The organism is Ensifer sp. R1-3 (genome assembly GCF_056739175.1).
The window spans coordinates 1,036,841-1,060,726 of sequence record NZ_CP096516.1 but is presented as its reverse complement, the minus strand read 5'-3'; the positions used below and the strand labels follow the sequence as shown (position 1 = coordinate 1,060,726).

General features: G+C 61.8%; 23 protein-coding genes. 14 read left to right on the top strand and 9 right to left on the bottom strand.

Annotation, left to right across the window (positions count from 1 at the left end; genetic code table 11):
* Nucleotides 1-132 precede the first annotated feature (132 nt).
* Both M1D43_RS22165 and M1D43_RS22160 read right to left on the bottom strand, forming a co-directional pair.
* On the bottom strand, nt 133-312 hold the full coding sequence (locus tag M1D43_RS22165; protein WP_042709621.1) for a heavy-metal-associated domain-containing protein: 180 nt from the start codon (nt 310-312) through the stop codon (nt 133-135).
* Nucleotides 313-566: 254 nt separating this feature from the next.
* Nucleotides 567-890: a hypothetical protein gene (locus tag M1D43_RS22160; protein WP_014527123.1), complete on the bottom strand. Its 324-nt coding sequence runs from the start codon at nt 888-890 to the stop codon at nt 567-569.
* Nucleotides 891-1,064: 174 nt separating this feature from the next.
* Between M1D43_RS22160 and M1D43_RS22155 the strand changes: the two genes are divergently transcribed.
* Both M1D43_RS22155 and arsK read left to right on the top strand, forming a co-directional pair.
* Entirely contained in the window at nt 1,065-1,430 is a 366-nt protein-coding gene (locus M1D43_RS22155; RefSeq protein WP_014527124.1) for an ArsR/SmtB family transcription factor, read from the top strand.
* Between the two features lies 1 nt (nt 1,431).
* Nucleotides 1,432-2,637, top strand: coding sequence for an arsenite efflux MFS transporter ArsK (arsK, locus tag M1D43_RS22150; RefSeq protein ID WP_014527125.1), 1,206 nt, complete (start codon nt 1,432-1,434; stop codon nt 2,635-2,637).
* Nucleotides 2,638-3,010: 373 nt separating this feature from the next.
* Here the strand turns inward: arsK and M1D43_RS22145 are convergent, their stop codons facing one another.
* The 4 genes from M1D43_RS22145 to M1D43_RS22130 form a co-directional block, all read right to left on the bottom strand.
* Nucleotides 3,011-3,394: a sensor histidine kinase gene (locus tag M1D43_RS22145; RefSeq protein WP_014527126.1), complete on the bottom strand. Its 384-nt coding sequence runs from the start codon at nt 3,392-3,394 to the stop codon at nt 3,011-3,013.
* A 419-nt stretch (nt 3,395-3,813) separates the two neighbouring features.
* A complete protein-coding gene (locus M1D43_RS22140) occupies nt 3,814-4,797 on the bottom strand; it encodes a L,D-transpeptidase family protein (protein ID WP_013850605.1) in 984 nt (327 codons plus the stop codon).
* A gap of 96 nt (nt 4,798-4,893) precedes the next feature.
* Nucleotides 4,894-5,895, bottom strand: coding sequence for an ABC transporter substrate-binding protein (locus M1D43_RS22135; protein WP_004434654.1), 1,002 nt, complete (start codon nt 5,893-5,895; stop codon nt 4,894-4,896).
* Nucleotides 5,896-5,992: 97 nt separating this feature from the next.
* Entirely contained in the window at nt 5,993-6,619 is a 627-nt protein-coding gene (locus M1D43_RS22130; RefSeq protein WP_004434671.1) for a TetR/AcrR family transcriptional regulator, read from the bottom strand.
* A 141-nt stretch (nt 6,620-6,760) separates the two neighbouring features.
* Between M1D43_RS22130 and M1D43_RS22125 the strand changes: the two genes are divergently transcribed.
* Together M1D43_RS22125 and M1D43_RS22120 are read left to right on the top strand one after the other, a co-directional pair.
* Complete coding sequence (locus M1D43_RS22125) at nt 6,761-8,797, top strand: NADH:flavin oxidoreductase (protein ID WP_014527128.1); 2,037 nt, start codon at nt 6,761-6,763, stop codon at nt 8,795-8,797.
* Between the two features lie 46 nt (nt 8,798-8,843).
* Complete coding sequence (locus tag M1D43_RS22120; protein ID WP_010975853.1) at nt 8,844-9,443, top strand: dimethylsulfoniopropionate lyase; 600 nt, start codon at nt 8,844-8,846, stop codon at nt 9,441-9,443.
* A 232-nt stretch (nt 9,444-9,675) separates the two neighbouring features.
* Here the strand turns inward: M1D43_RS22120 and M1D43_RS22115 are convergent, their stop codons facing one another.
* Nucleotides 9,676-9,948, bottom strand: coding sequence for an usg protein (locus tag M1D43_RS22115; RefSeq protein ID WP_013850607.1), 273 nt, complete (start codon nt 9,946-9,948; stop codon nt 9,676-9,678).
* Between the two features lie 281 nt (nt 9,949-10,229).
* Between M1D43_RS22115 and groES the strand changes: the two genes are divergently transcribed.
* Both groES and groL read left to right on the top strand, forming a co-directional pair.
* Entirely contained in the window at nt 10,230-10,544 is a 315-nt protein-coding gene (gene groES / locus M1D43_RS22110; RefSeq protein ID WP_013850608.1) for a co-chaperone GroES, read from the top strand.
* 46 nt (nt 10,545-10,590) lie between these two features.
* Nucleotides 10,591-12,219: a chaperonin GroEL gene (gene groL, locus M1D43_RS22105; protein ID WP_014527129.1), complete on the top strand. Its 1,629-nt coding sequence runs from the start codon at nt 10,591-10,593 to the stop codon at nt 12,217-12,219.
* 70 nt (nt 12,220-12,289) lie between these two features.
* Here the strand turns inward: groL and M1D43_RS22100 are convergent, their stop codons facing one another.
* Nucleotides 12,290-13,036: a DUF899 domain-containing protein gene (locus M1D43_RS22100; protein WP_014530360.1), complete on the bottom strand. Its 747-nt coding sequence runs from the start codon at nt 13,034-13,036 to the stop codon at nt 12,290-12,292.
* A gap of 273 nt (nt 13,037-13,309) precedes the next feature.
* Here M1D43_RS22100 and M1D43_RS22095 point away from each other — a divergent pair, with 273 nt between their 5' ends.
* The 8 genes from M1D43_RS22095 (at nt 13,310) to M1D43_RS22060 (ending at nt 21,723) form a co-directional block, all read left to right on the top strand.
* Complete coding sequence (locus M1D43_RS22095) at nt 13,310-13,846, top strand: 3'-5' exonuclease (RefSeq protein ID WP_013850611.1); 537 nt, start codon at nt 13,310-13,312, stop codon at nt 13,844-13,846.
* Between the two features lie 130 nt (nt 13,847-13,976).
* Nucleotides 13,977-14,528: a Spy/CpxP family protein refolding chaperone gene (locus M1D43_RS22090; RefSeq protein WP_010975846.1), complete on the top strand. Its 552-nt coding sequence runs from the start codon at nt 13,977-13,979 to the stop codon at nt 14,526-14,528.
* A gap of 36 nt (nt 14,529-14,564) precedes the next feature.
* Nucleotides 14,565-15,263 (top strand): response regulator, encoded by a 699-nt coding sequence (locus tag M1D43_RS22085; protein WP_013850612.1) that lies wholly within the window; start codon nt 14,565-14,567, stop codon nt 15,261-15,263.
* Between the two features lie 4 nt (nt 15,264-15,267).
* Nucleotides 15,268-16,530, top strand: a complete 1,263-nt coding sequence (locus M1D43_RS22080; RefSeq protein WP_014527131.1) for a HAMP domain-containing sensor histidine kinase — start codon at nt 15,268-15,270, stop codon at nt 16,528-16,530.
* 283 nt (nt 16,531-16,813) lie between these two features.
* Complete coding sequence (locus M1D43_RS22075) at nt 16,814-17,704, top strand: helix-turn-helix domain-containing protein (protein ID WP_010975843.1); 891 nt, start codon at nt 16,814-16,816, stop codon at nt 17,702-17,704.
* Between the two features lie 199 nt (nt 17,705-17,903).
* Entirely contained in the window at nt 17,904-18,527 is a 624-nt protein-coding gene (locus tag M1D43_RS22070; RefSeq protein WP_010975842.1) for a (2Fe-2S)-binding protein, read from the top strand.
* Nucleotides 18,524-19,501, top strand: coding sequence for an FAD binding domain-containing protein (locus tag M1D43_RS22065; RefSeq protein WP_010975841.1), 978 nt, complete (start codon nt 18,524-18,526; stop codon nt 19,499-19,501). Before M1D43_RS22070 ends, M1D43_RS22065 begins: the two co-directional genes overlap by 4 nt.
* Complete coding sequence (locus tag M1D43_RS22060; protein ID WP_014527132.1) at nt 19,498-21,723, top strand: xanthine dehydrogenase family protein molybdopterin-binding subunit; 2,226 nt, start codon at nt 19,498-19,500, stop codon at nt 21,721-21,723. Before M1D43_RS22065 ends, M1D43_RS22060 begins: the two co-directional genes overlap by 4 nt.
* Before the next feature lie 80 nt (nt 21,724-21,803).
* On the opposite strand, the gene M1D43_RS22055 is transcribed toward M1D43_RS22060, so the two are convergent.
* A complete protein-coding gene (locus tag M1D43_RS22055; protein ID WP_010975839.1) occupies nt 21,804-23,585 on the bottom strand; it encodes a monovalent cation:proton antiporter-2 (CPA2) family protein in 1,782 nt (593 codons plus the stop codon).
* Between the last annotated feature and the right edge of the window lie 301 nt (nt 23,586-23,886).

Sequence of the window (23,886 nt, the reverse complement as noted above, 5' to 3'; positions counted from 1 at the left end):
GGTTTTCCGCCCGAAGCGCGTCGCTCTTAAAAAATTAGAGCAGTTCAGTGCTTCAATGAAACACTGAACTGCTCTAGCGGTGCACGGCATTCAGGCCCCTTGGCTGCAGCAAGCGTTGCTGGCGGACGCCTTCTAGCCGGCATCCTCGATGGCGGCGACAAAGGCAGCGAGACCAATGTCGGATTCGATCGATGCGGTTTTCGCCAGGAGGTCGACGGTGACCCTGGCGTTCGGATCGACCGATTTCACCGCCGTCTCGACGGTACCGGCGCAGTGGCTGCAGGTCATATCGGATATGCTGAGACTGTACATGGAAACACCCTTGCTTCACGAAACCGCCACAGCATGCATCTTCCAACGATGTCAGGGTCAAGGGAGCGCCCGGATTTCATTTTCGGACGCTGCGGCGCGTTCGCCGGCAAGTCAGCGCGAATGCCGGCCGTCGCTCCATACAAGAGCCAGCTGGCCGGCATTCATCCAACCGCGTCAGTGGCGAGACCACCCGAGTGCTGCAAACGGCTTCGACTTAGGCGCCGTCAGCCAGCCCGGCTCGGATGGCCGTTGCTTCATTCGACAACGCAATCGTCAGACTTCGCGGCGGCTGCCTGCTCGCCTGACTGCTGAGCTTCGGCGTCCTGCTGCGACGTAGCGAGGTTCTTGTCTCCTCCGCCTTGTTGGTTGGCCAGAGGCATCGTCTGACCGTCCTTGCTGGCAGCATTGTTCTCGGTCTCCAGCGGGGCCTTGGTTCCGTCCTTGGCTATCCCCGGCTTTTCAGCATTGATGGAAGCGGTGGTGTCCGTCGAAGTCCCATCTTTGCAGGCGCCCGTGGCTGAACCGGATGCGAGGCCCACAATCGAAATTGCTGTAAAGATCGTGGCGAGTACCCTCATTGTAATCTCCTTTATCTCCGAACCAGATGTGTGAAAACAAATCGGCAGGCCGATCGTTCCATGGCTTGCGCGGATCAAGGATTTGAAGGTCAGGAAGCGTGATCTCACTTCGGGCTTGTCGATCTGCGTCAGGTCGGCTACGCATTAATTTGATTATTGTAGGAAGATTGAAATATGGAAGAGCGACAAGCCCGATCGTCCTTCGCCGCCCTGTCGCAGGAGACGCGCCTGGGAATTGTGAGAACACTCGTCGTCGCGGGACCGGTCGGCATGGCTGCGGGTGCGATAGCAGAAAAGATGGGCGTCTCACCCTCGAACGTCTCCTTCCACCTGAAGGAGCTGGAGCGGGCCGGATTGATCACGCAGAGGCGCGAATCGCGCTCGATCGTCTACAGTGCCAGCTACGACGCCCTTGCCGATCTTGTGAAGTTCCTGATGGAGGACTGTTGTGTCGGACACGCCAGCGTACGTGCATCACTGAACGAGCAAAACCCGTGTCGCGTGGCATCCTCCACGCCGGCCGAAGGCGGGAACGGCTGATATGAAGTCCGGGGTCCCCGCGGGCATCGTCGCCGCACTCGGTCTCACCCAGATCATCGGCTATGGCACGCTCTACTACAGCTTCAGCATCCTTGCGCCCGCAATGGCACGCGACCTCGGCCTGACCGTCGAGCAAGTGTTCGGCGTGTTTTCCGCTTCGCTGCTGGTGGGCGGCCTATCGGCTCCTCTCGTTGGAGGATGGATGGACCGGTTCGGCGCGGCGACGATCATGACTTTCGGCTCGGCCGTCTCCGCTCTGGCTCTTTTGCTATGCGCCTGGTCTCCCTCGACGGCTGTGTTCGCCATCGCCATAGTCCTCCTGGAAGTGGCCTCCAGCATGGTGCAATATCAGGCTGCCTTTGCGGCACTTGTGGAAATCCGTCCCAAGGCGGCTTCACGCAGCATCACCTATCTGACGTTGATCGGGGGCTTCGCTTCGACGATCTTCTGGCCGATTGCCGCGAGCCTTGGAGAGTTTCTCTCGTGGCGCGAAATCTACATCGCTTATGCGCTGTTGAACCTGCTTGTCTGTCTCCCGCTGCATCGCTGGATCATGCGAAGCCGGACGCCTGCAGCGATCGAATCTTCCGGCCTGAACCGGGAAGCGATTGCCGGCGCGCTTCCCGTACAGGCAAGGCGGCGCGGCATGCTTCTTGTCTCGTTGGCCTTTGCCTTACAGGGGTTCACACTTTCCGCGATACTGACGCATATGGTTCCGATGCTGGGAGCGATCGGCTTCGGGGCGGCAGCCGTGATGATCGGCTCGCTCTTCGGACCTTCACAGGTTCTGAGCAGGCTCATCAACATGACATTCGGCGCAAACTTGCTGCCCCCCATGCTCGCGACCCTGTCGGCCACGCTCATCGTGGCGAGTGTCGTCGTCCTCGGTCTTTCCGGAACCTGGTTGCCAGGCGCCGTGGTCTTCGCGATCTGTCTGGGTCTCGGCTCCGGCGTCAACAGCATTGCGCAGGGATCGCTTCCGCTCTGGCTGTTCGGATCGGTCGGCTATGGTGCGATTACGGGAAGAATGGCCGCCGCACGGCTGGCGGCAGGCGCGATGGCACCCTTTGTCTTCTCCGTCCTGATGGAACGCTTCGGCACGGATGTCGCCTTGTTGGCCAATGCCTGCCTCGGCGCGGTCGGTATGGGGGCCTTCCTGGCGGTAGCATTGGCCGCCAAACGTCGGCCGGACGCTCTCACGCTTTGACGCTGCGCACTTCCGCACGGAAAACCGTCAACCCCTTTCCTGCACGTGCTCCAGAGGTGCGATTGCCCGAGATGCGGACACTTGTTCGCGCCATCTTAGGTATGAAGTCAGATTAGGTGAGGGGGGTGGAGTCCAGTCACCGTCTACCCAAGGAGGTCAGCTCTTGGGTGGACGGCATTTGGAAACGGTCTGGCAGGGTTCCTTCTCCGTGTCCTGATCATGGGTTTAGCAAGCTCACTTTGAGCCAACTGCTCAGCAACTTTACAAATATTCAAACTCCGCGGCTCTTTCGAAAACCGCCAGCGGACCAAGACTCGGGTCCACCGGTATACGGATCAAATTCGGGACGGTTATCAGTGACGAAAGAAGTGGGTCAGGCGCCGAAAGCGGACGATCCGACTGCGACCGGAAAGCTCACGGTGCATACGAGGCCTGTACGGTTGTCGGACAGAAAAATTTGACCACCGTGCAAATCCGCGACGGCTCTCACCAGACTCAGCCCCAACTCGGTTCCGGGTGAACCGAGCGTCTTGTCGAGGCGGTAGAAACGCCCGAAAACCTTCGTCCGCTCGGCAGCCGGGATGCCGAGGCCATTGGCACAAACGATCAACTTCACCCATTCCGCGTCGCTGGAAAGTGTGAGTTCGACCGCCGGCCCGCAAGGAGTGTGGCGAGTAGCGTTGGTAAGAAGATTGACGCAAAGCTGCTTTACCAAATCAGCATCGCCAAAGATGAAACCGGAGCTTTGGAGATTCAACGAGAACCGATACCCGAGGAAGCGAAGTAGGGGCCGCCATAGCCGCCATGGTAGTCAAACCGAATTTCGGCGTAGGTCTTTAGCGCGCCGTTTCGGTGTCCGAAGCGGTCAAGAACCCGGGAAGCGCGCTTCACGACGCGGTCCAAGTCCGACCCCGATGTAACGTTCCGCACTCGACAATGGAACGGTCGAGCGGACGAACAGCCGGCTTGGTACTGTCTTTATTACCAGGCGGAATGGAGCCGGACGTCGCTCAGCAGATGAGCGTTCGGTTGCGTAGCGGGGGCAATACCCGAGAGGGAGGGTGGCGCGACCGTAAGCGCTACTCACCCGGCGGGGTGAAAGCTCTTGAACAACGGTGCGAGATCCGGCTCCTAAGCTGTTTCGATCGGGTCTCGAGTCATCGGAGGATGCGACGTTCAGTCGATGAACTCGGCGACCACCCCTGGCTTGACCATCGCCGCAAGTTCCTCCGCGTCCCAGTTCGTCAGGCGAACGCACCCGTGTGACTGAGCTTTATCGATCAAGGACGGTTCGGGCGTGCCATGGATTCCATAGGTGGGCTCCGTCAGATCGATCCAGACGGTTCCCACCGGGTTATTGGGGCCTTTGGGAAGCGTCAGGGCCTCGTCGTTGTCGCCCTGCTTGAAGTTGACGTCGGGGTCGTATTCGTAAGGGGGCATTCGCGCGACCCCCTTGACCTTGTGGGTGCCCGTGGGGGAGGGGGACCCTTCGCTGCCGATGGAGGCAGGATACGCAGCGAGCGGCGAACCATCTTCGGCGAATGCCAGAACTTGCCCGGCTCGCTTGCGCACTTCTATCCTTTTGACCTCGCCTTCCTTTGCGGCGCCGGGCTTTGCAACCCAAACTGTCTCACCGACGGCAAACGACGAACCTGGATTCAGCGCCTTCAACAGGTCGAGGTCCATGTGAAACCGCTCGGACAATCTCTCCTCGACGCTCGTATAACCCAGGTGATCCATCTTGGCCTGCTTGGAATAGTCGTCGGGAATCTCGTCGACGAGATCCTTGGCGTCCTCTTCCGTGATGGCATAGGACTGGATGACAGGCTGGTCCTGCGGAAGCCGGCTGAAGACCTCAGGGTCCAGCTTTCCATCGACAGGAAGACGCTGCATTGCCTCGTATCCCGCAACGGCCTTGGTGACATTCTCGCCGTAGTAGCCGTCGATCACCCCGGGAGAGGATCCCGCGCGATCCAGAAGAATCTGGAGGTGGACGATGGCCGGATCCGGGTGAGGCGGTTCCTTCGGTGGCCGTTCCGGCGCGATCGAGGCAATCGGAGCATTGTTGATCGCTTCCGGCTGAAGGTCTTCAGCACTGGCGGTGGAATGGAGGCCCAATGACAGGGCGGCTGCGACAAGAATGATGTTCTTCATGAACATCAAATGGACAGCCCGCCCGACTTGTTCCGCCCACTGATTTCCTTGCCTTGGCAGTGGATGCGGCGTGCATCTTGCACGCCGCACGGAGAAAGGCCGTCAGAGCGCCGCTTTGATCTTCTCGGCGGCTTCAGGCGAGACCCACTTCGACCACATGTCCTCGTTCTCTTCGAGGAAGCGCTTCGCACCTTCTTCACCACTGGCCTGATTGTCGGTCATCCAGGCCATGAGTTGGCTGACGGTCTCGTTGCTCCAGGAGCGCTTGGTCAGATAGTCCATGACCTCGGGGCCGACCCGCTCGGAGAAGGGCTTGGCAACCAGCGTCACGATCGTGTCGACCGGCCATGCATTCGGCTTGGGGTCGGGGCAATCCGCTACGGTGTTGCAGCGTTTCCATTCGGCCGCGTCATGGGGCACGCCGGGGTCCAGCTTGACCATCTTGTATTTACCGAGGAGGGCGGTAGGAGACCAGTAATAGGTAAGAAGACCCTCCTTGCGTTCATAGGCCTTGGCGATGGCGCCGTCCAGGCCGGCCGCGGAGCCGGTGTCGACCAGGGTGAAGCCGGCCTTCTCGCCGTCGAAGGCGCTAAAAAGCTGCGTCGTCACCACCGTTCCGCCCCAGCCCTGTGGCCCGTTCAGGATCGCGCCCTTGCTGGGGTCCTCGGAGGCAGGAAAGAGCTCGGGGTGCTTCAGCGCGTCGCCGATCGTCTTGATGTCCGGGTGTGCGTCGGCGAGGTATTGCGGGATCCACCACCCCTGTACGCCGCCGTCAGGCAGCGGGGAGCCGACTGTGATGATACGACCGTCGTCCTGGCCTTTCTTGACGACATCGGGCAGGAGGTCGATCCATGCTTCCGGCGCGATATCGGGTTGGCCCTTCTCGGCCATGGAGGTGATCGTCGGCACGGTGTCGCCGATCGTGATCTCGGCACTGCAGCCGTAGCCTTCATTGAGAATGAACTTGTCGAGGTTGGAGAGGACCTCCGCACTCTGCCAGTTCATGCTGGCAATGGTGACGGTCCCGCACTCGGCGGCACTCGACGTCGATGCTCCTGCGATGAGACCAAGCATCAGACATGTCGACGCAAGCAGCTTTTTCATTACATTGTTCCCTCTTCTTTTTGCGGCGTCTTATCGGAAGAGCAGGGTGCCGCGTATACCCGCTCCTGCCTCGCTCGTTCCTTATCCTCCTTTGTCGCTATCCGGAGTAGCCATGCCGGGCGAAGAAGCGGTCAAGCTCTCTCTGCTCCGGGACTTGTCCGGTGAAGATCTCCACATATTCCGGGATGCGCTTCATCCGCACGGATACGTCTTCCTTCGTCTGCATCGAGATATAGCCGATCTGCACGAGATAGATCGTGCGCGCACGTACATCGGCCCGCGCCTCGTCATGCCCGAACCGCAGGAACATGCGCGTGAGCGCGTCGAGTCGCTGCTGATCGGCGCTCTGGACTTCCGCAAGAATTTCAGGCGACTGCAGAGCCCAGCTTCGCACCGCGAACTCGAACTGCGAATCGAACAGGCTGCCATCAAGCCAGCAGTCGAAGACGTTGAGCATCGCTTCGGCAATCGTCTCAGCATAGGCCTCGGATTGTCTTACCAGATTGCCGGTATTCTTTTCGCGCCAGCGCGAGACGAGCCTGTCGAGCAGTTCCTCGCGGTCCTTGAAAAACCAGTAGAAGCTCGTCCGCGACAGATTCAGCTTCTTCGCGAGCGGCTGGATCTTCACCGCATCGATGCCGGCATCGAGCAGGGATTCGTAGGCCGCTCCAAGCCAGACATCCGGGGAACCGCGCCAGCCGCTGTCGCTCGTGATCTGCTCCATCGTTACTGTTTAACAGATCGAAGGATACCCCGCAAGAAAAATGTACATCAGTGTCTCCGTCCCCGACTGCAATGCCTGATTTGTTGACACATATGTACATTTTCACATAGGCTGCCGACAGACCAAGCCGGAGACCCGCAGATGCCGAACGACCCCCTCCTTCAACCGTACCAGCTGAAGCACCTGACGCTGCGTAACCGCATCATCGTGACGGCACACGAGCCGGCCTATCCGGAGGACGGCATGCCAAAGGAGCGCTATCGCGCCTATACGGTGGAGCGCGCGCGGGGCGGCGTGGCGATGACGATGACCGCCGGTTCGGCGGCCGTCTCGAAGGACAGCCCGCCGGTCTTCAACAATCTGCTCGCCTACAGGGACGAGATCGTGCCGTGGATCAGGGAGATGACCGACGCCGTGCACGAGGAGGGGGCGGCGATCATGATCCAGCTCACCCATCTCGGCCGGCGCACGCGGTGGGACAAGGGAGACTGGCTTCCGGTCGTCGCTCCCTCGCATCACCGCGAAGCGGCGCATCGCGCCTTCCCCAAGAAGATCGAAGACTGGGATATCGACAGGATCATCAAGGATTTTGCCGATGCGGCGGAGCGCATGAAGGCCGGCGGAATGGATGGCGTCGAACTCGAGGCCTACGGTCACCTCATCGACCAGTTCGCCTCGCCATTGACGAACGAACTCGATGGTCCCTACGGCGGCTCGCTCGACAACCGCATGCGCTTCTGTTTCGACGTCCTGAAGGCGATCCGGGCACGTGTCGGAGACGAGTTCATCCTGGGCGTGCGATACACGGCCGATGAATGCCTTCCCGGGGGGACGGACAAGGCGGAGGGCCTTGAGATATCGAAACGCCTCAAGGAAAGCGGACTTATCGACTACCTGAACATCATTCGCGGCCATATCGATACCGATCCCGGACTGACGGATGTAATTCCTATTCAGGGCATGGCCAATTCGCCGCATCTCGACTTCGCCGGCGAGATACGCGCAGCGACGAACTTCCCGACCTTCCATGCGGCGAAAATCCCTGACGTCGCGACCGCGCGCCACGCGATTGCGTCCGGCAAGGTCGACATGGTCGGGATGACCCGCGCCCACATGACCGATCCGCATATCGTCCGCAAGATCATCGAGAAGCGGGAGGAAGACATTCGCCCCTGCGTCGGTGCGAACTACTGTCTCGACCGCATCTATCAGGGGGGCGCCGCCTATTGCATCCACAATGCTGCGACCGGACGGGAGCTGACGATGCCGCACAGCATCGCAAAGGCGCACTGTCGCAGGAAAGTGGTCGTCGTCGGGACCGGACCGGCTGGTCTCGAGGCGGCACGCGTGGCGGGGGAGCGTGGCCACGAGGTGATTGTGTTCGAGGCGGCGAGCGATCCGGGCGGCCAGGTCCGCCTGACTGCGCAGAGCCCGCGCCGGCGGGAAATGATCAGCATCATAGATTGGCGCATGAGCCAGTGCGAGAAACTTGGCGTCACCTTCCATTTCAACACATGGGCGGAAGCGGAGGCCATTCAGGCGGAAAGTCCTGACGTCGTCATCATCGCCACCGGCGGGCTTCCGCATACGGAGGTGCTGTCGAGGGGCAACGAGCTCGTCGTGTCCGCCTGGGACATCATTTCCGGGGACGCAAAGCCGGGCACCAATGTTCTGATCTTCGATGACGCCGGCGACCACGCCGCTCTGCAGGCCGCCGAATTTCTCGCCACTGCCGGCGCCAGGGTCGAGATCATGACGCCCGACCGCTCCTTCGCGCCGGAGGTCATGGCGATGAACCTCGTGCCTTACATGCGTTGCCTGCAGAAGCTCGATGTGACCTTTACCGTCACCTACCGTCTGGAAGCGGTAGAGAAGAGCGGCAATGAACTGGTCGCCCATGTCGGCAGCGACTACGGGGGTATCTCCAAACAGCGGACTTTCGACCAGGTGGTGGTCAATCATGGGACCATCCCGCTCGATGAACTCTATTTCGAGCTGAAGCCCTTCTCCAGCAATCTGGGCGAGATCGCGCACGACCAAATGATCGCCGGGGAACCGCAATCGGTCGTCCGCAACGCCGAGGGCAAGTTCCAGCTCTTCCGTATCGGCGATGCGGTCGCGGCGCGCAACACCCACGCCGCGATCTACGACGCTCTACGCCTTCTCAAGGATATCTGACGCCAGGCAGGTCCCCAGACCTTTTCACTCCTAGAAGGACCTATCAATGTCACCTCGCAGCGATGCCCTTCAGTTGTTCATCGACAGTGCCTTTGAAGCGTTCGATCATTTCGCGCAGGCTCCGCAATCGCGCCGCTCGATCCTGCAGATTTCTTCTGCGCTCGAGGTGCCGGGTGTGGAAAGGCGGGGCCACGGAAGCCGCCTGCCGGTGTGTTCCCACCTTGAGCCGGCGCTCTCCATCGAAACGGAACACGAGCCGCTGCGACGTCTGATCGATCGGTTCAGGGCAGTCGAGCCCTTTCTCGCATGGCGCCGGCGCACCGGTTGCGACGGTTCCGCGAGCGCGAATTTCCTCGAGGGCCATGCGAACGCGATGATCGTCGGACCTGGCGGTCTCGAAGAGCGCAGGGACGTCTGGCTCGGAGTTACATTGATGGCGCCGCATGTGCGTTATCCGGACCATGAGCACGCGCCTGAGGAGGTCTATCTCGTTCTGTCGAAGGGAGAATTCCGGCAGGGGGAGGGAGAATGGTTTTCACCGGGCCTCGGCGGCTCGTTCTACAACGAGCCGGGCATCAGGCACGCAATGCGGTCGGTCGACACGCCGCTACTGGCATTCTGGGCATTACTGGCGGAGCCGACTTAGGGCCTGTTGAGATTCGGGATACCCGCCGCGACTGTTTGATTTCCTCATCCCTGTGCTCGTCACAGGTATCCAACCAGACCAAGTCCTTGGTCTGAAAGAACTCTCCCTGCCCCGCAGACGCGGCGCTGCTGGATCTCTGTGACAAGCACAGAAACGAGGGCGAGGACAAGCGCCATCATCCATCTCGCAGCAGCCGGAGCGGGAAGACGCAAGCGTCCTTTAACGCCGAAACTCAGTGAATGTTGAATTCGCCATCCACCTGCCGCCACTCGTTCGGGCCGATCAGCCGTTTGTGGGTGAATCGCACGGAGTGGAGCGGCCCGTCGAGATTAGTCTGCCAGAAATCGAGGAACTTTCGCATCTGGGGAAATTCAGGTGCGAGGTCGTAATCCTGCCAGACATAGGTCTGCAGGACGGATTCGAAATCGGGAATGCGGTAGAGGATATGCGCGGTTGTGAGACCGTAACCGTTGAGCTGGCGCTCGAGATCCGATGAAAATCGCATGCTTCATCTCCGTTACATATCATTCGCCGGCTCCCGGCTGATCTTGCGCGGGCGCCCCGGCATGACCTTAACGTCACAGCGAAATTCGGGTTCCTTTCCAGTCTGTTAGCAGCCGCCTCGAAGCGCTGCTAATTTTTTTGCCGGGGCCTCTTGAAATCCATTTTTAGCCCAACCAGATCATCCCGCGCGAAGTGCTCGAACGAGGCTTCGCACCCGTCCGGATTGGTCATCCGGTCCGGGATGGGGAACAAGATCATCAATGTTTGTCCATGGAGGAAAACATGGCGTTTCGACCGCTTCATGATCGTATTCTCGTCCGCCGCGTCGAGTCCGAAGAGAAGACCAAAGGCGGCATCATCATCCCCGACACTGCCAAGGAGAAGCCCCAGGAAGGCGAAGTCCTCGCTGTAGGTCCCGGCGCGCGCGGCGAAAAGGGTCAGATCCAGCCGCTCGACGTCAAGGTGGGCGACCGCATCCTGTTCGGCAAGTGGTCCGGCACCGAGATCAAGATCGACGGAGAAGATCTCCTGATCATGAAGGAAAGCGATGTCATGGGAATCATCGAGGCCCGGGCCGCCGAGAAGATAGCCGCCTGATAACGCGAAGATACAGTCAACAAGCTGCCTATCAAGGAGTGAAGAAATGGCTGCGAAGGAAGTCAAATTCCAGACCGACGCACGCGAGCGCATGCTGCGTGGTGTCGACGTGCTGGCCAATGCCGTAAAGGTAACTCTCGGTCCGAAGGGCCGTAACGTCGTTATCGACAAGTCGTTCGGTGCGCCGCGGATCACCAAGGATGGCGTCTCCGTCGCCAAGGAAATCGAACTCGAGGACAAGTTCGAGAATATGGGCGCGCAGATGCTGCGCGAAGTCGCATCCAGGACCAACGACCTTGCCGGGGACGGAACGACGACCGCTACGGTGCTCGCACAGGCAATCGTCCGGGAAGGTGCCAAGGCCGTCGCCTCGGGCATGAACCCGATGGACTTGAAGCGCGGCATCGATCTCGCAGTCGATGCGGTCGTGAAGGAATTGAAGAACAACGCCAGGAAGATCTCCAAGAATTCCGAGATCGCTCAGGTCGGTACCATTTCCGCCAATGGCGACACCGAAATCGGACGCTATCTCGCCGAAGCCATGGAGAAGGTCGGCAATGAAGGGGTGATCACGGTCGAGGAGGCCAAGACGGCCGAGACGGAACTCGAGGTCGTCGAGGGTATGCAGTTCGACCGCGGCTATCTCTCTCCCTATTTCATCACCAATCAGGACAAGATGCGCGTGGAACTGGAGGATCCCTATATCCTCATCCACGAAAAGAAGCTTTCGAACCTGCAGGCCATGCTGCCGGTGCTCGAAGCGGTCGTCCAGTCCGGCAAGCCGCTCCTCATCATCGCCGAGGATGTGGAAGGCGAGGCGCTCGCCACCCTCGTCGTCAACAAGTTACGCGGCGGCCTCAAGGTTGCTGCCGTCAAGGCGCCTGGCTTCGGCGACCGCCGCAAGGCCATGCTGGAAGACATCGCCATCCTGACCGGCGGCACCGTCGTTTCGGAAGACCTCGGCATCAAGCTTGAAAGCGTCACGCTCGACATGCTGGGCCGTGCTAAGAAAGTCTCGATCGAGAAGGAGAACACCACCATCATCGACGGTGCGGGTTCGAAAGCCGATATCGAGGGCCGTACCGCGCAGATCCGCGCCCAGATCGAGGAGACGACCTCTGACTATGATCGCGAGAAGCTGCAGGAACGCCTTGCCAAGCTCGCCGGCGGCGTCGCAGTCATCCGCGTAGGTGGCTCTACCGAAGTCGAGGTGAAGGAAAAGAAGGACCGCGTCGACGACGCGTTGCACGCGACGCGGGCGGCAGTCGAGGAAGGGATACTGCCCGGCGGCGGCGTCGCGTTGCTGCGGGCGGTCAAGGCTCTCGACGGCCTTAAGACCGCCAACCACGATCAGCGCGTCGGGGTCGATCTCGTGCGCCGCGCTATCGAAGCTCCCGTCCGCCAGATTGCGGAAAACGCCGGAGCCGAGGGCTCGATCATCGTCGGCAAGCTGCGCGAGAAGACGGAGTTCTCTTATGGCTGGAATGCCCAGACCAACGAATATGGCGATCTCTATGCCATGGGCGTCATCGACCCGGCCAAGGTCGTCCGCACCGCGCTTCAGGACGCAGCGTCGGTTGCCGGTCTTCTCGTCACGACCGAAGCCATGATCGCCGAAAAGCCCAAGAAGGAAGCCGCACCGGCGCTTCCGGCCGGCGGCGGCATGGACTTTTAAGCGATGGACCGGGCCCGCCCTTGCCCTCGGGGCGGGCCTCCCTTCCGAGGGCATGTTCCTTAAGGCCTCGCTAGTCCTGGTTCCGGAACGCCGCCTCTCCGGCGTCCGACACTTCGACCCACTTCTTGTCCGGCTCGGCGTCTTTGACGTAGCTGTCGTGCCAGTTCCACCATTTGTAGGTCGGGGTCTGCGGATAGCCTTCGGGCGAATCCTCCCAGACTTCCTGCCGGCCGAGCGGCGTGATGTCGAGGTAATTCCACGTGCTGCCCATCTGCTCGTCGCCGCGATTGTTGATGAAATAGGTACGGAAAACGCGGTCGCCGTCGCGATAGAACACGTTCGTGCCGTGCCACTCGTCCACCCCGAAATCGGCGTCGAAGCTGTCCGTCACGGTAAACCACGGGATCTGCCATCCCATGCGCGCCTTCAGCCGGGCGATGTCCGCCTGGGGTGCCCGCGAGACGAAGACGAGGGTTGTGTCACGGGCGTTCAGGTGGGCAAGGTGCGCCACCTGATCGGCCACCATGGAGCAGCCTCTGCAGGCGTGATCGGGCCAGCCGAAAACGCCCGGTTCGAAGAAGGCGCGGTAGACGATCAGCTGTCGCCGACCCTCGAACAAGTCGACGAGGCTGACACGGCCCTCCGGGCCTTCGAACGCATATTCCTTCTCTACAGCCATCCATGGCATCTGCCGGCGCTCGGCGGCCAGCGCGTCGCGCGCCCGCGTCAGGGCCTTTTCCTTGACGAGCAGCTGCTCGCGCGCAGCCTCCCAGGCCTGCGGCGGGACGACGGGTGGCGTGTGCATTGGTTTCGTCATGGCTCGGCACCTCCAGTTTGTGTGCTTTGGCAATCTGTACGCATTGGCGCCTCCTGGAGGCGCGTTCCCGATCGCGCCATGGCCTGGCTGTCGGGCTTGAAGTAGTTTGGCACCGGAACGCCGATGATGGGAGTAACAAGTGTGGCGCCATTCCACTGGAGCTGCTGGTGGCCCGCGCGGCATTCCGACATATCGCGTGAGGTCGCCTTGGACATGTCGATCGAGCGGGACTGACCTAGATTACGTTGGTACATTGGAGGAACGTGGCCGCGAATGATCGTATTCCTGGACTTCGAAGCGTCCTCTCTGAACAAGAAAAGCTTCCCCATAGAGGTCGCCTGGGTCTTCCAGGACGGCCGCTCGCGTTCCTATCTGATACGGCCGGCTCCGGATTGGACCGACTGGTCCGCCGAAGCCGAGGAAGTTCATGGCATATCGAGGGGTATGCTTCGCGCGGAGGGGCTCCCTGTCGCGTTCGTCGCCGAAGAAATGATCCGTGAGCTGGCCGGACACCGGCTTTATGCCAGCGCACCATCCTGGGACGGCAAATGGCTGAGCGTGCTGCTGAGAGCTGCCGGGCTGCCAAGGCATGCTCTACGGCTGAAAAGGTCCGACGAGGCCTTCCTCGATGCGGCACGGCGCAAGATGGGCGACAGATTTTCGGATCAGGAGATATCGGACCTGGTCCTCGGCGTCATCGGCGCAACCGGGCCGCCGCCCGTCCATCGAGCGCTTCCGGATGCGTGCCTCGAGCTGGATCGATTGAGAATGGTCACCAAGGCGGCGGCGGAGCGTGCCGGATCGTTGTAGCCCGTGCTCGCGTCCCCAGTCTACGGCGCCGCGGCTTTACATTTCTTTACATTCGCCCAGAACGGTCGAAACGTTGCCCGGTTAGCTTTCCTCCATCGCAGCAGGTGCTGCGGAGCAAAGGAGACTGGCAATGGAAAACGAAGACAATGACCTGTCGGGCCGGGGCGCCGGCAAAGCCGTTTCGAAAGGATGGGGACGGCACGCCGCGATCGGCGGCCTCGCAGCCGTCGCGGCCGTCAGCGCGGTCGGATTTGCAGCCGCGCGTAGCGACGATTTCGGCTTCGGCATGGGCCGTTTCGGCATGGGCGGCCATGTGATGCACGCGCATATGGGAGGTGGCGGCTTTATGGAACACCGGATCGGCACCATGCTCGACGAGCTCGATGCGACACCCGAACAGGAAGACAAGCTTTGGGACATCATCGATGATGCCCGCGCCGAGATCAGGCCGACGTTCCGGGACTTCCGCGAGACGCGCGAAGAGGTTATCGAACTCCTGGGCGCGCCGGGCATCGACCGGGCCGCCGCCGAGAAACTTCGCAGCGAACGCATCGCAGCCATTGACGAGGCCTCACGCAAGATGACGACCGCGCTGCTCGACGCGGCCGAAGTGCTGACGCCGGAGCAGCGCGCCAAGCTCGTCGAGCATTTGAAGAAGCGCAGGGGCCACGGCCGGTGGTAAATATGAGTCGGGCGGAAGATTGAGCGGAGCGCAGGGATGGCGGAACGGGTCTTGATTGTTGACGACGACACGCGCCTGTCCGCCATGCTCTCCGACTATCTCTCCGGAAATGGCTACACCGTTCATACCGCGGCGACCGCCACGGCGGGCATCGCCGAACTCGGGCGCCGCACCCCTGACGTCGTCATCCTCGACGTCATGCTGCCGGATTTCGACGGCTTCGAGACCTGCCGACGCATACGCGCGGTCTCGGACGTCCCCGTCTTGATGCTCACGGCTAAAGGCGAGGAGACGGACCGGATCGTCGGGCTGGAGCTCGGGGCCGACGACTATCTGCCCAAGCCCTTCAATCCGCGCGAGCTTCTGGCGCGGCTGAAGGCGATCCTGCGCCGCCGAAACGGCAGCGCCGCGGTTGCGCGGACCCTTCGCTTCGGACGGCTCGAGATCGATCCCGGTTCCCGCTCCGTCAGGATCGACGGCCGCGAGTGTACGCTGACCAGCTACCAGTTCGATGTGCTTGTGGCGCTCGCCGAAAATCCCGGCCGCACGCTCTCGCGCGAACAGTTGATGGATGCAGTCAAGGGCGAGGAGCTGGATGCTTTCGACCGCTCGATCGACGTCCATATTTCGCGCATCAGGGCGGCCATCGAGAGCGATCCCAAGCATCCGAGGCGCATCATTACCGTGCGCGGCGCCGGCTATGTCTTCGCCCGCTATCAGGACGATACGAGATAGAGCGATGCGCAGCCGGCTGTTCCTGAAAATCTACCTGACACTGCTCGCGAGCCTTGCCGCGGTTGCCGTCGCCAGCGCCGCATTCGTATGGCTCGGGCAGGGCGAGGAGGAATCCGGCTGGCAAAGCCAGCGCGCCCGGTTCGTCGCCGCGCTCATTCCGCCGGACATGGACGACCGGACCGTCGAGGCGACCATCGAGCGGTTTTCACGCGCTTTCGATGCCGACATTGCCGTATACGACCCGCGCGGCAGGCTGATCGCAAGCGGCGGCAGCCCGATTCCGCGCGACATTCTCGACCAGCCTTGGCGCCACGGCCCGGGCAATTTTCACACCATGGTGACCGAACTGCCCGACGGCCGTACCGTGGCTGCGCGCATGGAGCGGCCCTTGCGTCCGTCCGGCCGCAATCCGCTCGCCTACCTGGCTTTGATCGCCGGTGTCATCGGGCTGGCCGCCTATCCGGTGGTCCGTCACCTGACCCGCCGGCTGGAGCGGCTGCGCGTGGGCGTGGATGCCTGGGGCAAGGGCGATTTCGTGGTTCGCGTGCCGGAGGACGGCAGCGACGAGGTGGCGGCGGTGGCCAAGAGCTTCAACAGGGCCGCCGACCAGGTCGAGCGGCTGATCAAGTCGCACCGGGCCTTGCTCGCCAATGCCAGCCATGAATTGCGCTCGCCGCTTGCGCGCCTGCGCATGGCGATCGACCTCTACGAGCAGGCGCCGAACGACGATCGCAAGCAGGAAATCATCCGCAACCTTTCCGAACTGGACACGCTGATCGAGGAGATCCTGCTGGCAAGCAGGCTGGACCACGTCGAGAAGCTCGATGCGCTGGAGTCCGTCGACCTTCTGGCTCTCGTATCGGAAGAGGGCGCGCGCAACGATGTAGAGGTTTTCGGAATGCCTGCGATCGTCGCATGCGATGCTCGCCTGCTTCGCAGGCTCGTGCGCAACCTCCTGCAGAACGCACTGCACCACGGCGGTCCACCTGTCACAGCCGCTGTCGCGCAGGCAGACGATGCTGCGATCCTTAGGGTCCGCGATCACGGGCCCGGCATAGCGGATAGCGAGAGGCATCGCGTTTTCGAGCCTTTCTACCGCCCGTCGGGACGTAGCGAGGCCGCGGGCGGCTGGGGTTTGGGACTGGCGCTGGTGCGCCAGATTGCCGAACGTCACGGCGGCGCCGTCAGCTACGAATCTCCGCCGGACGGCGGTGCCTGCTTCGTCGTGACGCTGCCGGTGCAAAGCAAGCCTGTGAGGGATCGGTAAGGCGCCGGGGTCACCACCGCGTGCAAAATTCGGAGAGAGGGGGCAGGGCACTCTTACTTTGAGAGATCACGGCATCTCGACGCGGCAGTTGGACTGCGGCAAAGTGGTGATGTGCGCTTATGTGCAAAGTGGTGTCACGCTGAGCCGTTATCCGACCTCGTGCAAGTACACGCTACCGCCCACACGAGCCGTCACTTCACCAAACTGTATATTTTGCAAATATTCGAGCATGCTAGCATCCGCGAAGCTTGGGTTAGCTGCAGATTAAGAAGAGGGGACAGCCATGGGCGGGAAAGCGCTTGCGGATACGACGGCCCACATCCGTCGTTTGCAGCGGGGCTTATCGCCACCCCTTGTTGCAGAGGTGTTTTCGGATGATACGCGACTGGTCGGCCGGTGGTGGAACAAACCGTTCGAGTATGAGTTGCCGCCGCTGAAGGACCATGTGCTTTCTGCGAAATACTCCGGGCAGGGCATGGCCTCGGTGAAGATCGGCGGTCAAACGATTTCCGCTCCCGCGGCGATGGGGACGATCACGTTGGCACCAAGAGGCCACGGTGGCTTTTGGCGTGCCGACGGCCATGTCGAGGTCTCGAACATTTTCCTGGGCCACAAGCGCCTTCTAGCCAGCGCGGATCAGGTGGGAAATGGCCGGGAGCCCGAGCTGCTTGACCGGGTCAACTTCAGCGATCCCAAACTGTTCACCATCATGGCTTTGATCAATGACGAGATAAATTCGGGAGACGCGATCTCCCACTTGTACATCGATCAGCTCCTCGACCTTGTCTGTCTTCAGCTCCTCAGGGCTCATTCCGCAAGTTCAATGCCTATCTCGCCTGGACCGCAGCGTGGTCTTTCGGGTTGGCAGGTCAAGCGTGTCACCGGCTATATGCGCGAAAATATGGCGGAGGATATCCGGATTCAGGAACTGGCGGACCTGGTAAACTTGAGCCGGTTCCACTTCTGTACGGCCTTCCGTATGGCCACCGGACAGACGCCATACGGATGGTTGACTCGTCAGCGCATCGCCTACGCCAAGACGCTGCTGAGAGATATGAAGCTGCGCGTCAACGATATCGCTCTGGCCGTGGGCTATGAAACACAATCCGCTTTTGCCGCTAGCTTTCGGAAAGCGGTGGGGATCACACCGACCGAGTTTCGCCGTCGGCTCTGACATCTTGCACCGGTCTCATCGGCGGAATGCTTCAGCAATGCCTGTGTTTGCGGCAGCTTGTTTGATGGCTGATGGCTGACTCTCGCCGCAGTTCTTGATCGTCACAGCAACATCCGAACAATTCCGAAAGACCGGAACAGTGAACTCGCGGCGCACGTCCTATTCTCTCTCGCCATTACTGAGCCGAAGGGGACCTTTCATGACTGACGAAACAGCAGAATTGCATCCGCCTGGTCTTACCATGTCACGCCGAGAAGCGCTTCAGGCAACCGCCGGGGCCGTGGCATTTGCCGCGCTGCCGCTCCCGGCCGAGGCAGCAGCGGATTCAACCGCAACGCCCGCGCCTCCCACGCACACGCTGCCGTTGGAAGTGACCGTGAATGGTCGAGTCCATCAGCTGGTTGTCGATCCCCGCTTGTCTGTTCTGGATATGCTGAGGGAGAGGCTCTCTCTGACCGGCACCAAAAAAGGGTGCAACCAGGGTGCGTGCGGGGCCTGCACGGTGCTGATAGACGGCCAGCGCGTCAATGCGTGCCTGGCGCTCGCCGTCATGTATGACGGCGCGAAGATCACGACCATCGAGGGTGTCGCAGAAGGAGAGGCGCTGCATCCGCTGCAGGTGGCCTTCATCGAGCATGACGCCTTTCAATGCGGCTATTGCACATCGGGACAGATCATGTCGGGGCTCGGCTGCATCAGCGAGGGTCATGCATCCTCGGCCGAGGAGATCAGCTACTGGATGAGCGGCAACATCTGTCGCTGCGGTGCCTATCCCGGGATCGTTGCGGCCGTCGCCCAGGCTGCCAAGGAGGATCGCACATGAGACCCTTCGAATTTCAACGGGCGGCCAGCGAGTCCGAAGCGATCGCCGCAGGCGCTGCCGGAGCCAGATATCTTGCCGGCGGGACGACCCTCGTCGACTTGATGCGAGAGGAGGTGGAGACGCCGGAAAAGATCGTGGACATCAATCGCCTGCCGCTGAATTACATCCGGGCCACGGATGAAGCGATCGTCATCGGCGCGCTGGCCCGCATGTCCGAGGTCGCCGCCAATCAGGATGTGCGCAGATTGCAGCCGCTCATCCCGGAGACGTTGACCGAGGGTGCATCGCCGCAGCTCCGCAATGTGGCGTCGATCGGCGGCAATCTGCTGCAGCGGGTCCGCTGTCCCTATTTCCGCATGCTGGACGCGCCTTGCAACAAGCGCGTACCGGGTTCGGGATGCTCGGCAATCGACGGCTTGAACGCTGGCCATGCAATTCTCGGCACCAGCGAGCACTGCGTCGCCACGCATCCATCCGATCTGGCCGTTTCTCTCGTCGCCCTGGGAGCGATGCTCTCCTTGAAGGGGCCGCGCGGCGAGCGGACCATTCCGGTAGAGGAGCTCTTCCGGCTTCCGGAGTCGACGCCTCATCTCGAGCACACGCTGGAACCAGGCGAACTCATCGTGGAGGTCCACATTCCAAACGGTCCCTATGCGAGAAAGGCGCGCTATTTGAAGGTCCGGGACCGATCCTCCTACGAGTTTGCGCTCGTATCGGCGGCAGCGGCTCTTCACGTGGAGAACGGAATAATCAAAGAGGTCCGCATCGCCGCGGGGGGCGTGGGCACCCGCCCGTGGCGCATGAACGCTGTCGAGCAGGCGCTGGTGGGAAAACCCGCCGCCCGCGCCAGCTACGAGATCGCGGCGGCGGTTTCGACCGAGGAGACGCGTCCTCTCTCCCACAACGGATTCAAGGTGAAACTCCTTCCCGCAACGATCGTACGAGCACTCGAAATGGCAGGAGATGTGGCATGACGACGGCTATCGGTAAATCCTTGTCGCGCATCGACGGCCGCCTGAAGGTCACTGGCCAGGCCACATACGCGGCCGAGTTCAACCAGGAAGGCCAAGCCCACGCAGTCATCGTGGGCAGTACTGTCGGGCTCGGTCGAATAGAATCGATTGACAGCGCAGCGGTTGAGAAAATGCCGGGCGTCGTGGCTGTCATAAGCCACCTCAACGCGCAGCGGCTTGCCTACAACGAACACCGCGGACCTATCGATCCGCCGGCGGGAGAACGGCTTCACGTGCTGCAGGGCTCCGAAGTACGCTTCTTCGGAGAACCGGTCGCCATCGTCGTCGCCGAAACGCTCGATCAAGCGGAGCATGCGGCCAACGCGCTCAAGGTCACCTACTCCGCCCGCCCGCCGCAGGTCGATGCCCATGCCGGCGAGCAGGTCGTCCCGGCGGTCGCGCGCCGGCCGGGTGCCCGGGCCGAAGCCGATGTCGCCCGCGGAGACGCCGACAAGGCGCTCGAAACCGCGGCCGTGAAGGTCGAGGCGGAATATGTCATCGCGCGCGAGAACCACAATCCGATGGAGCCGCACGCGACCATCGCCGCCTGGGACGGCGACCGCCTGACGCTTTGGAGCAAGAGCCAGTTCGTGGTCAACGAACAGGCCGAAATCGCCGCCGTCTTCGGGCTTCCGCCGGAGAATGTGCAGGTGATCTGCCCCTTCATCGGAGGCGCTTTCGGTACCAGTCTGAGAACCTGGCCGCACGTCACCCTGGCGGCTCTGGCCGCGCGGCACGTCAACCGTCCGGTGAAGCTCGTGCTCACCCGCAAACAGATGTTTTTTGCGACGGGGCACAGGCCTTACACGCTACAGCGCATCGCCCTGGGGGCGCAGCCCGACGGCAAGCTCATCGGTATCGTCCACGAAGGGGCAGGGGAGACGAGCCGTTACGAGGAATTCATGGAGGCGCTCACGTCCGTGACGAGCTTCATGTATTCCTGTCCGAACGTGCGCACGAGCTATCGCCTCATTCCCCTGGACGCGAGCACACCGACCTATATGCGGGGCCCCGGCGAGGCGAGCGGTATCCACGCGCTCGAATGTGCGGTCGACGAACTGGCCTATAAGCTTCAGATGGACCCGATCGACTTGCGGCGGATCAACGAGCCGCAGATCGACGAAGGGCGGCAGGTGCCGTTCTCCAGCCGATCGATGCTGAAATGCTACGATCTTGGAGCCGAACGCTTTGGCTGGAGTCGCCGGACGCCCGAGCCGGGCTCGATGCGGGACGGGCGCCTTCTGATCGGTTATGGAATGGCCAACGCCTCTTATCCATGCCTGTTTGCCCCGGCAAGCGCCCGAGTAAGACTTCTCCCCGACGGGACGGTGGAGGTTGAGGCGGCGGCAAGCGACATGGGGCCGGGCACCTACACCTCGATGTCGCAGGTCGCCGCGGAATATCTGGGAATTCCCGTCGAGAGAATCCGGTTTTCTCTTGGCCGCTCCGATTTTCCGGCGACGCCGCCCCATGGCGGGTCGATGACCATGGCTTCTGTCGGCTCCGCGATCAGAGCCGCATGCCTCGATCTTCAGGCGAAGGCGGCCGTGCTTGCGGCAAAAGGCGGCGGCAATGCGGGGCTCGCCGGGCAATCGCCGGAAGCGCTGGAATGGCGCGATGGCATGCTGTTCGTGAAAGGCCGGTCCGATCGAGGCGTCACCTATGCTGACCTCGTGTCCTATGGCGGGGAGAGCCCGCTCGTCGGGGAGGGGACTGCCGCCCGTGACGCCGAAACCGGACAGAAATATTCGATGCATTCATTCGGCGCGGTCTTCGCCGAAGTCGCCATCGATCCCGACGTGAAGACGATCAAGGTCAGGCGAGCCCTGGGCGCCTACGGAGTCGGCCGGGTCGTCAACCCGAAGCTTGCGACGAGCCAGTGCATCGGCGGCATGATCGGCGGCATCGGCATGGCCATCATGGAGCGAACGCTGCTCGACAGGCGCAACGGGCGTCCGATCAATGCGCACATGGCCGATTATCTCGTGCCGGTGAACCTCGATACGCCGCATATCGAAGCCCACTTCATCGATGAGGAAGACACGATCGTCAATCCGCTGGGGGTGAAGGGGCTCGGTGAAATCGCGCTTGTGGGAATGTCGGCGGCGGTCTCGAACGCCATTCATCACGCCACCGGAAGGCGGGTGCATGAACTTCCGATCATGATCGAGAGCCTGCTGTAGAACGTAGCCGCTTTCGTTTCCTCATTCCTGTGCGGGTCACAGGAATGAGGATCGCGGCTTCGACGCTGCCTCTGCTTCGTTCACGCCGAACCGCCGGGCGGCACGGCCTCCACCGGCTCCAATTTGCCGCTGAAGAGCGGCCGCCCGGCATAGAGGCCGCCGACCAATTCGAGCTCGAGCCGCTTCTCGTCCCGCTGCCGAACCTTCTCGATGATTTCGGCGACCTCCGGCAGATCCGCTCCCAACGCCTCCAGTGCTTTCTGCCCGAGAACCAGCGAGGATTCGAACGTCTCACGGATGTGGAAATCGGCGCCCGCGGTGATGAGATCCAGCGCGTGCCGCCGGTCAGAGGCACGCGCGAGAACCGGGATGAGAGGGAACTCCGCCTTGATGAGCTCGACGATTTTCGTGGCGTCGTCCGCCTTGTCCACGCAGACCACGATCGCACTGGCGCGCTCGGCGCCCGCCGCATGGAGGATGTCGAGGCGCTTGCCATCACCGTAATAGACCTTGAAATCGAATTCGCGCGCGGTGTTGATCATCTCCACGTCGGTATCGATGATGGAGATGACGTGACCTCGTGTCAGAAGGACCTGACTCACGATCTGGCCGACACGGCCGAAACCGATGATCAGGACATTGCCGCTGAGGTTCTCGGGCCGCTCCACGCCGTCCGTCGAGAGCGGAATGTTCCTTTCCACGAGACGCAGCGCCGCGATCAGCAGCGGCGTCACCATCATCGATACGATGATGATCGCCGTCAGAATGGCGTTCTCTTCGCTGCTGATGATGCCGGTGCCGAGGGCCGCGGCATAGAGCACGAAGGCGAACTCGCCGCCCTGCGCCATGAAAACCGCACGCTCGATCGCCTCCCAGTTGGACGCCCTGAAGAGCCGCGCCACAAGGTAGATGACGATGGCTTTCACGACCATGTAGGCGGCCACGTAGAACAGGATCATCGCCCAGTTCCGGGCGATGACGCCGAGATCGAGCGACATCCCGACCGCAAGAAAGAAAAGGCCGAGCAGAATGCCCCGGAACGGTTCGACATCGGCCTCGAGCTGATGCCTGAACGTCGACTCCGACAGCAGGACACCGGCGAGGAAGGCGCCCATCGCCATGGAGAGACCGCCGAGCTGCATGACATAGGCCGACCCGAGCACGACCATCAGTGCTGCCGCCGTCATCACCTCCCTGGCTTCGACGCCTGCAATGAGGCCGAAAAGCGGATTGAGCAGATAACGCCCGGCGAGGACGAGGCCTGCAATCGTAACAAGCCCGATCGCGATCGAAAGCCAGTCGATCGCCCCGGACGCGGCAACGCTTCCGGGCACGATCGGTGCGAGGAAGGCGACCAGCGCAAGCAAGGGCACGATGGCCATATCCTCCACGAGGAGAATCGACACGATGCGCTGCCCCTTCGGCGCCGCCATCTCCCGGCGTTCCTCCAGCAACTGCATGACGATCGCAGTCGAGGTGAGCACGAAGCCGGCGCCGGCGACGAAGGAGGGGGCTACCGGAAAGCCGGTCAGAACGCCGACGCCCGTCAGAAGCAGCGCGCAAAGGGCGACCTGTACGATGCCGAGCCCGAAAATCTCGCGGCGAAGCCCCCAGAGGCGCGAGGGCCGCATCTCCAGTCCGATGATGAAGAGGAACATCACCACGCCCAATTCGGCGACGTGAAGAATGGATGACGGCTCCTGGAGCAACCGAAGCCCGAAGGGGCCGATGGCAATCCCGGCGGCGAGATAACCGAGAACAGAGCCGAGTCCGATGCGTTTGAAAAGCGGAGCCGCGACGACGGCCGCTCCAAGCAGGGCGATAACCGGCAGCAGGTCTATGCCGTGGGACTCAGCAGCCATGTTTCGCTCCGAATTTCCAGATGACGAGCGCCTCCTAGAGCGGCGCCAGCGACCGTTGAGGCCCGGACATCCTTCCACTCAACTTGCTTTGAATCAAGTTCGATCACTTGCGACAGAACCTCGATCCGCTGCAGATACCGCTTACTCATCGCAATCAATCCCATCCGCAATCTCCTACGACGTCAAAACGCCGGGAGAGTGACGTTCTTACTTTGCAGGATCAGGACACTTCAACTTTGCGGTGTAAGCGGCGGGCGTAGCGCCGTCGGGCATGCCTCGGCCTGCGCCTCGCACGACGCTG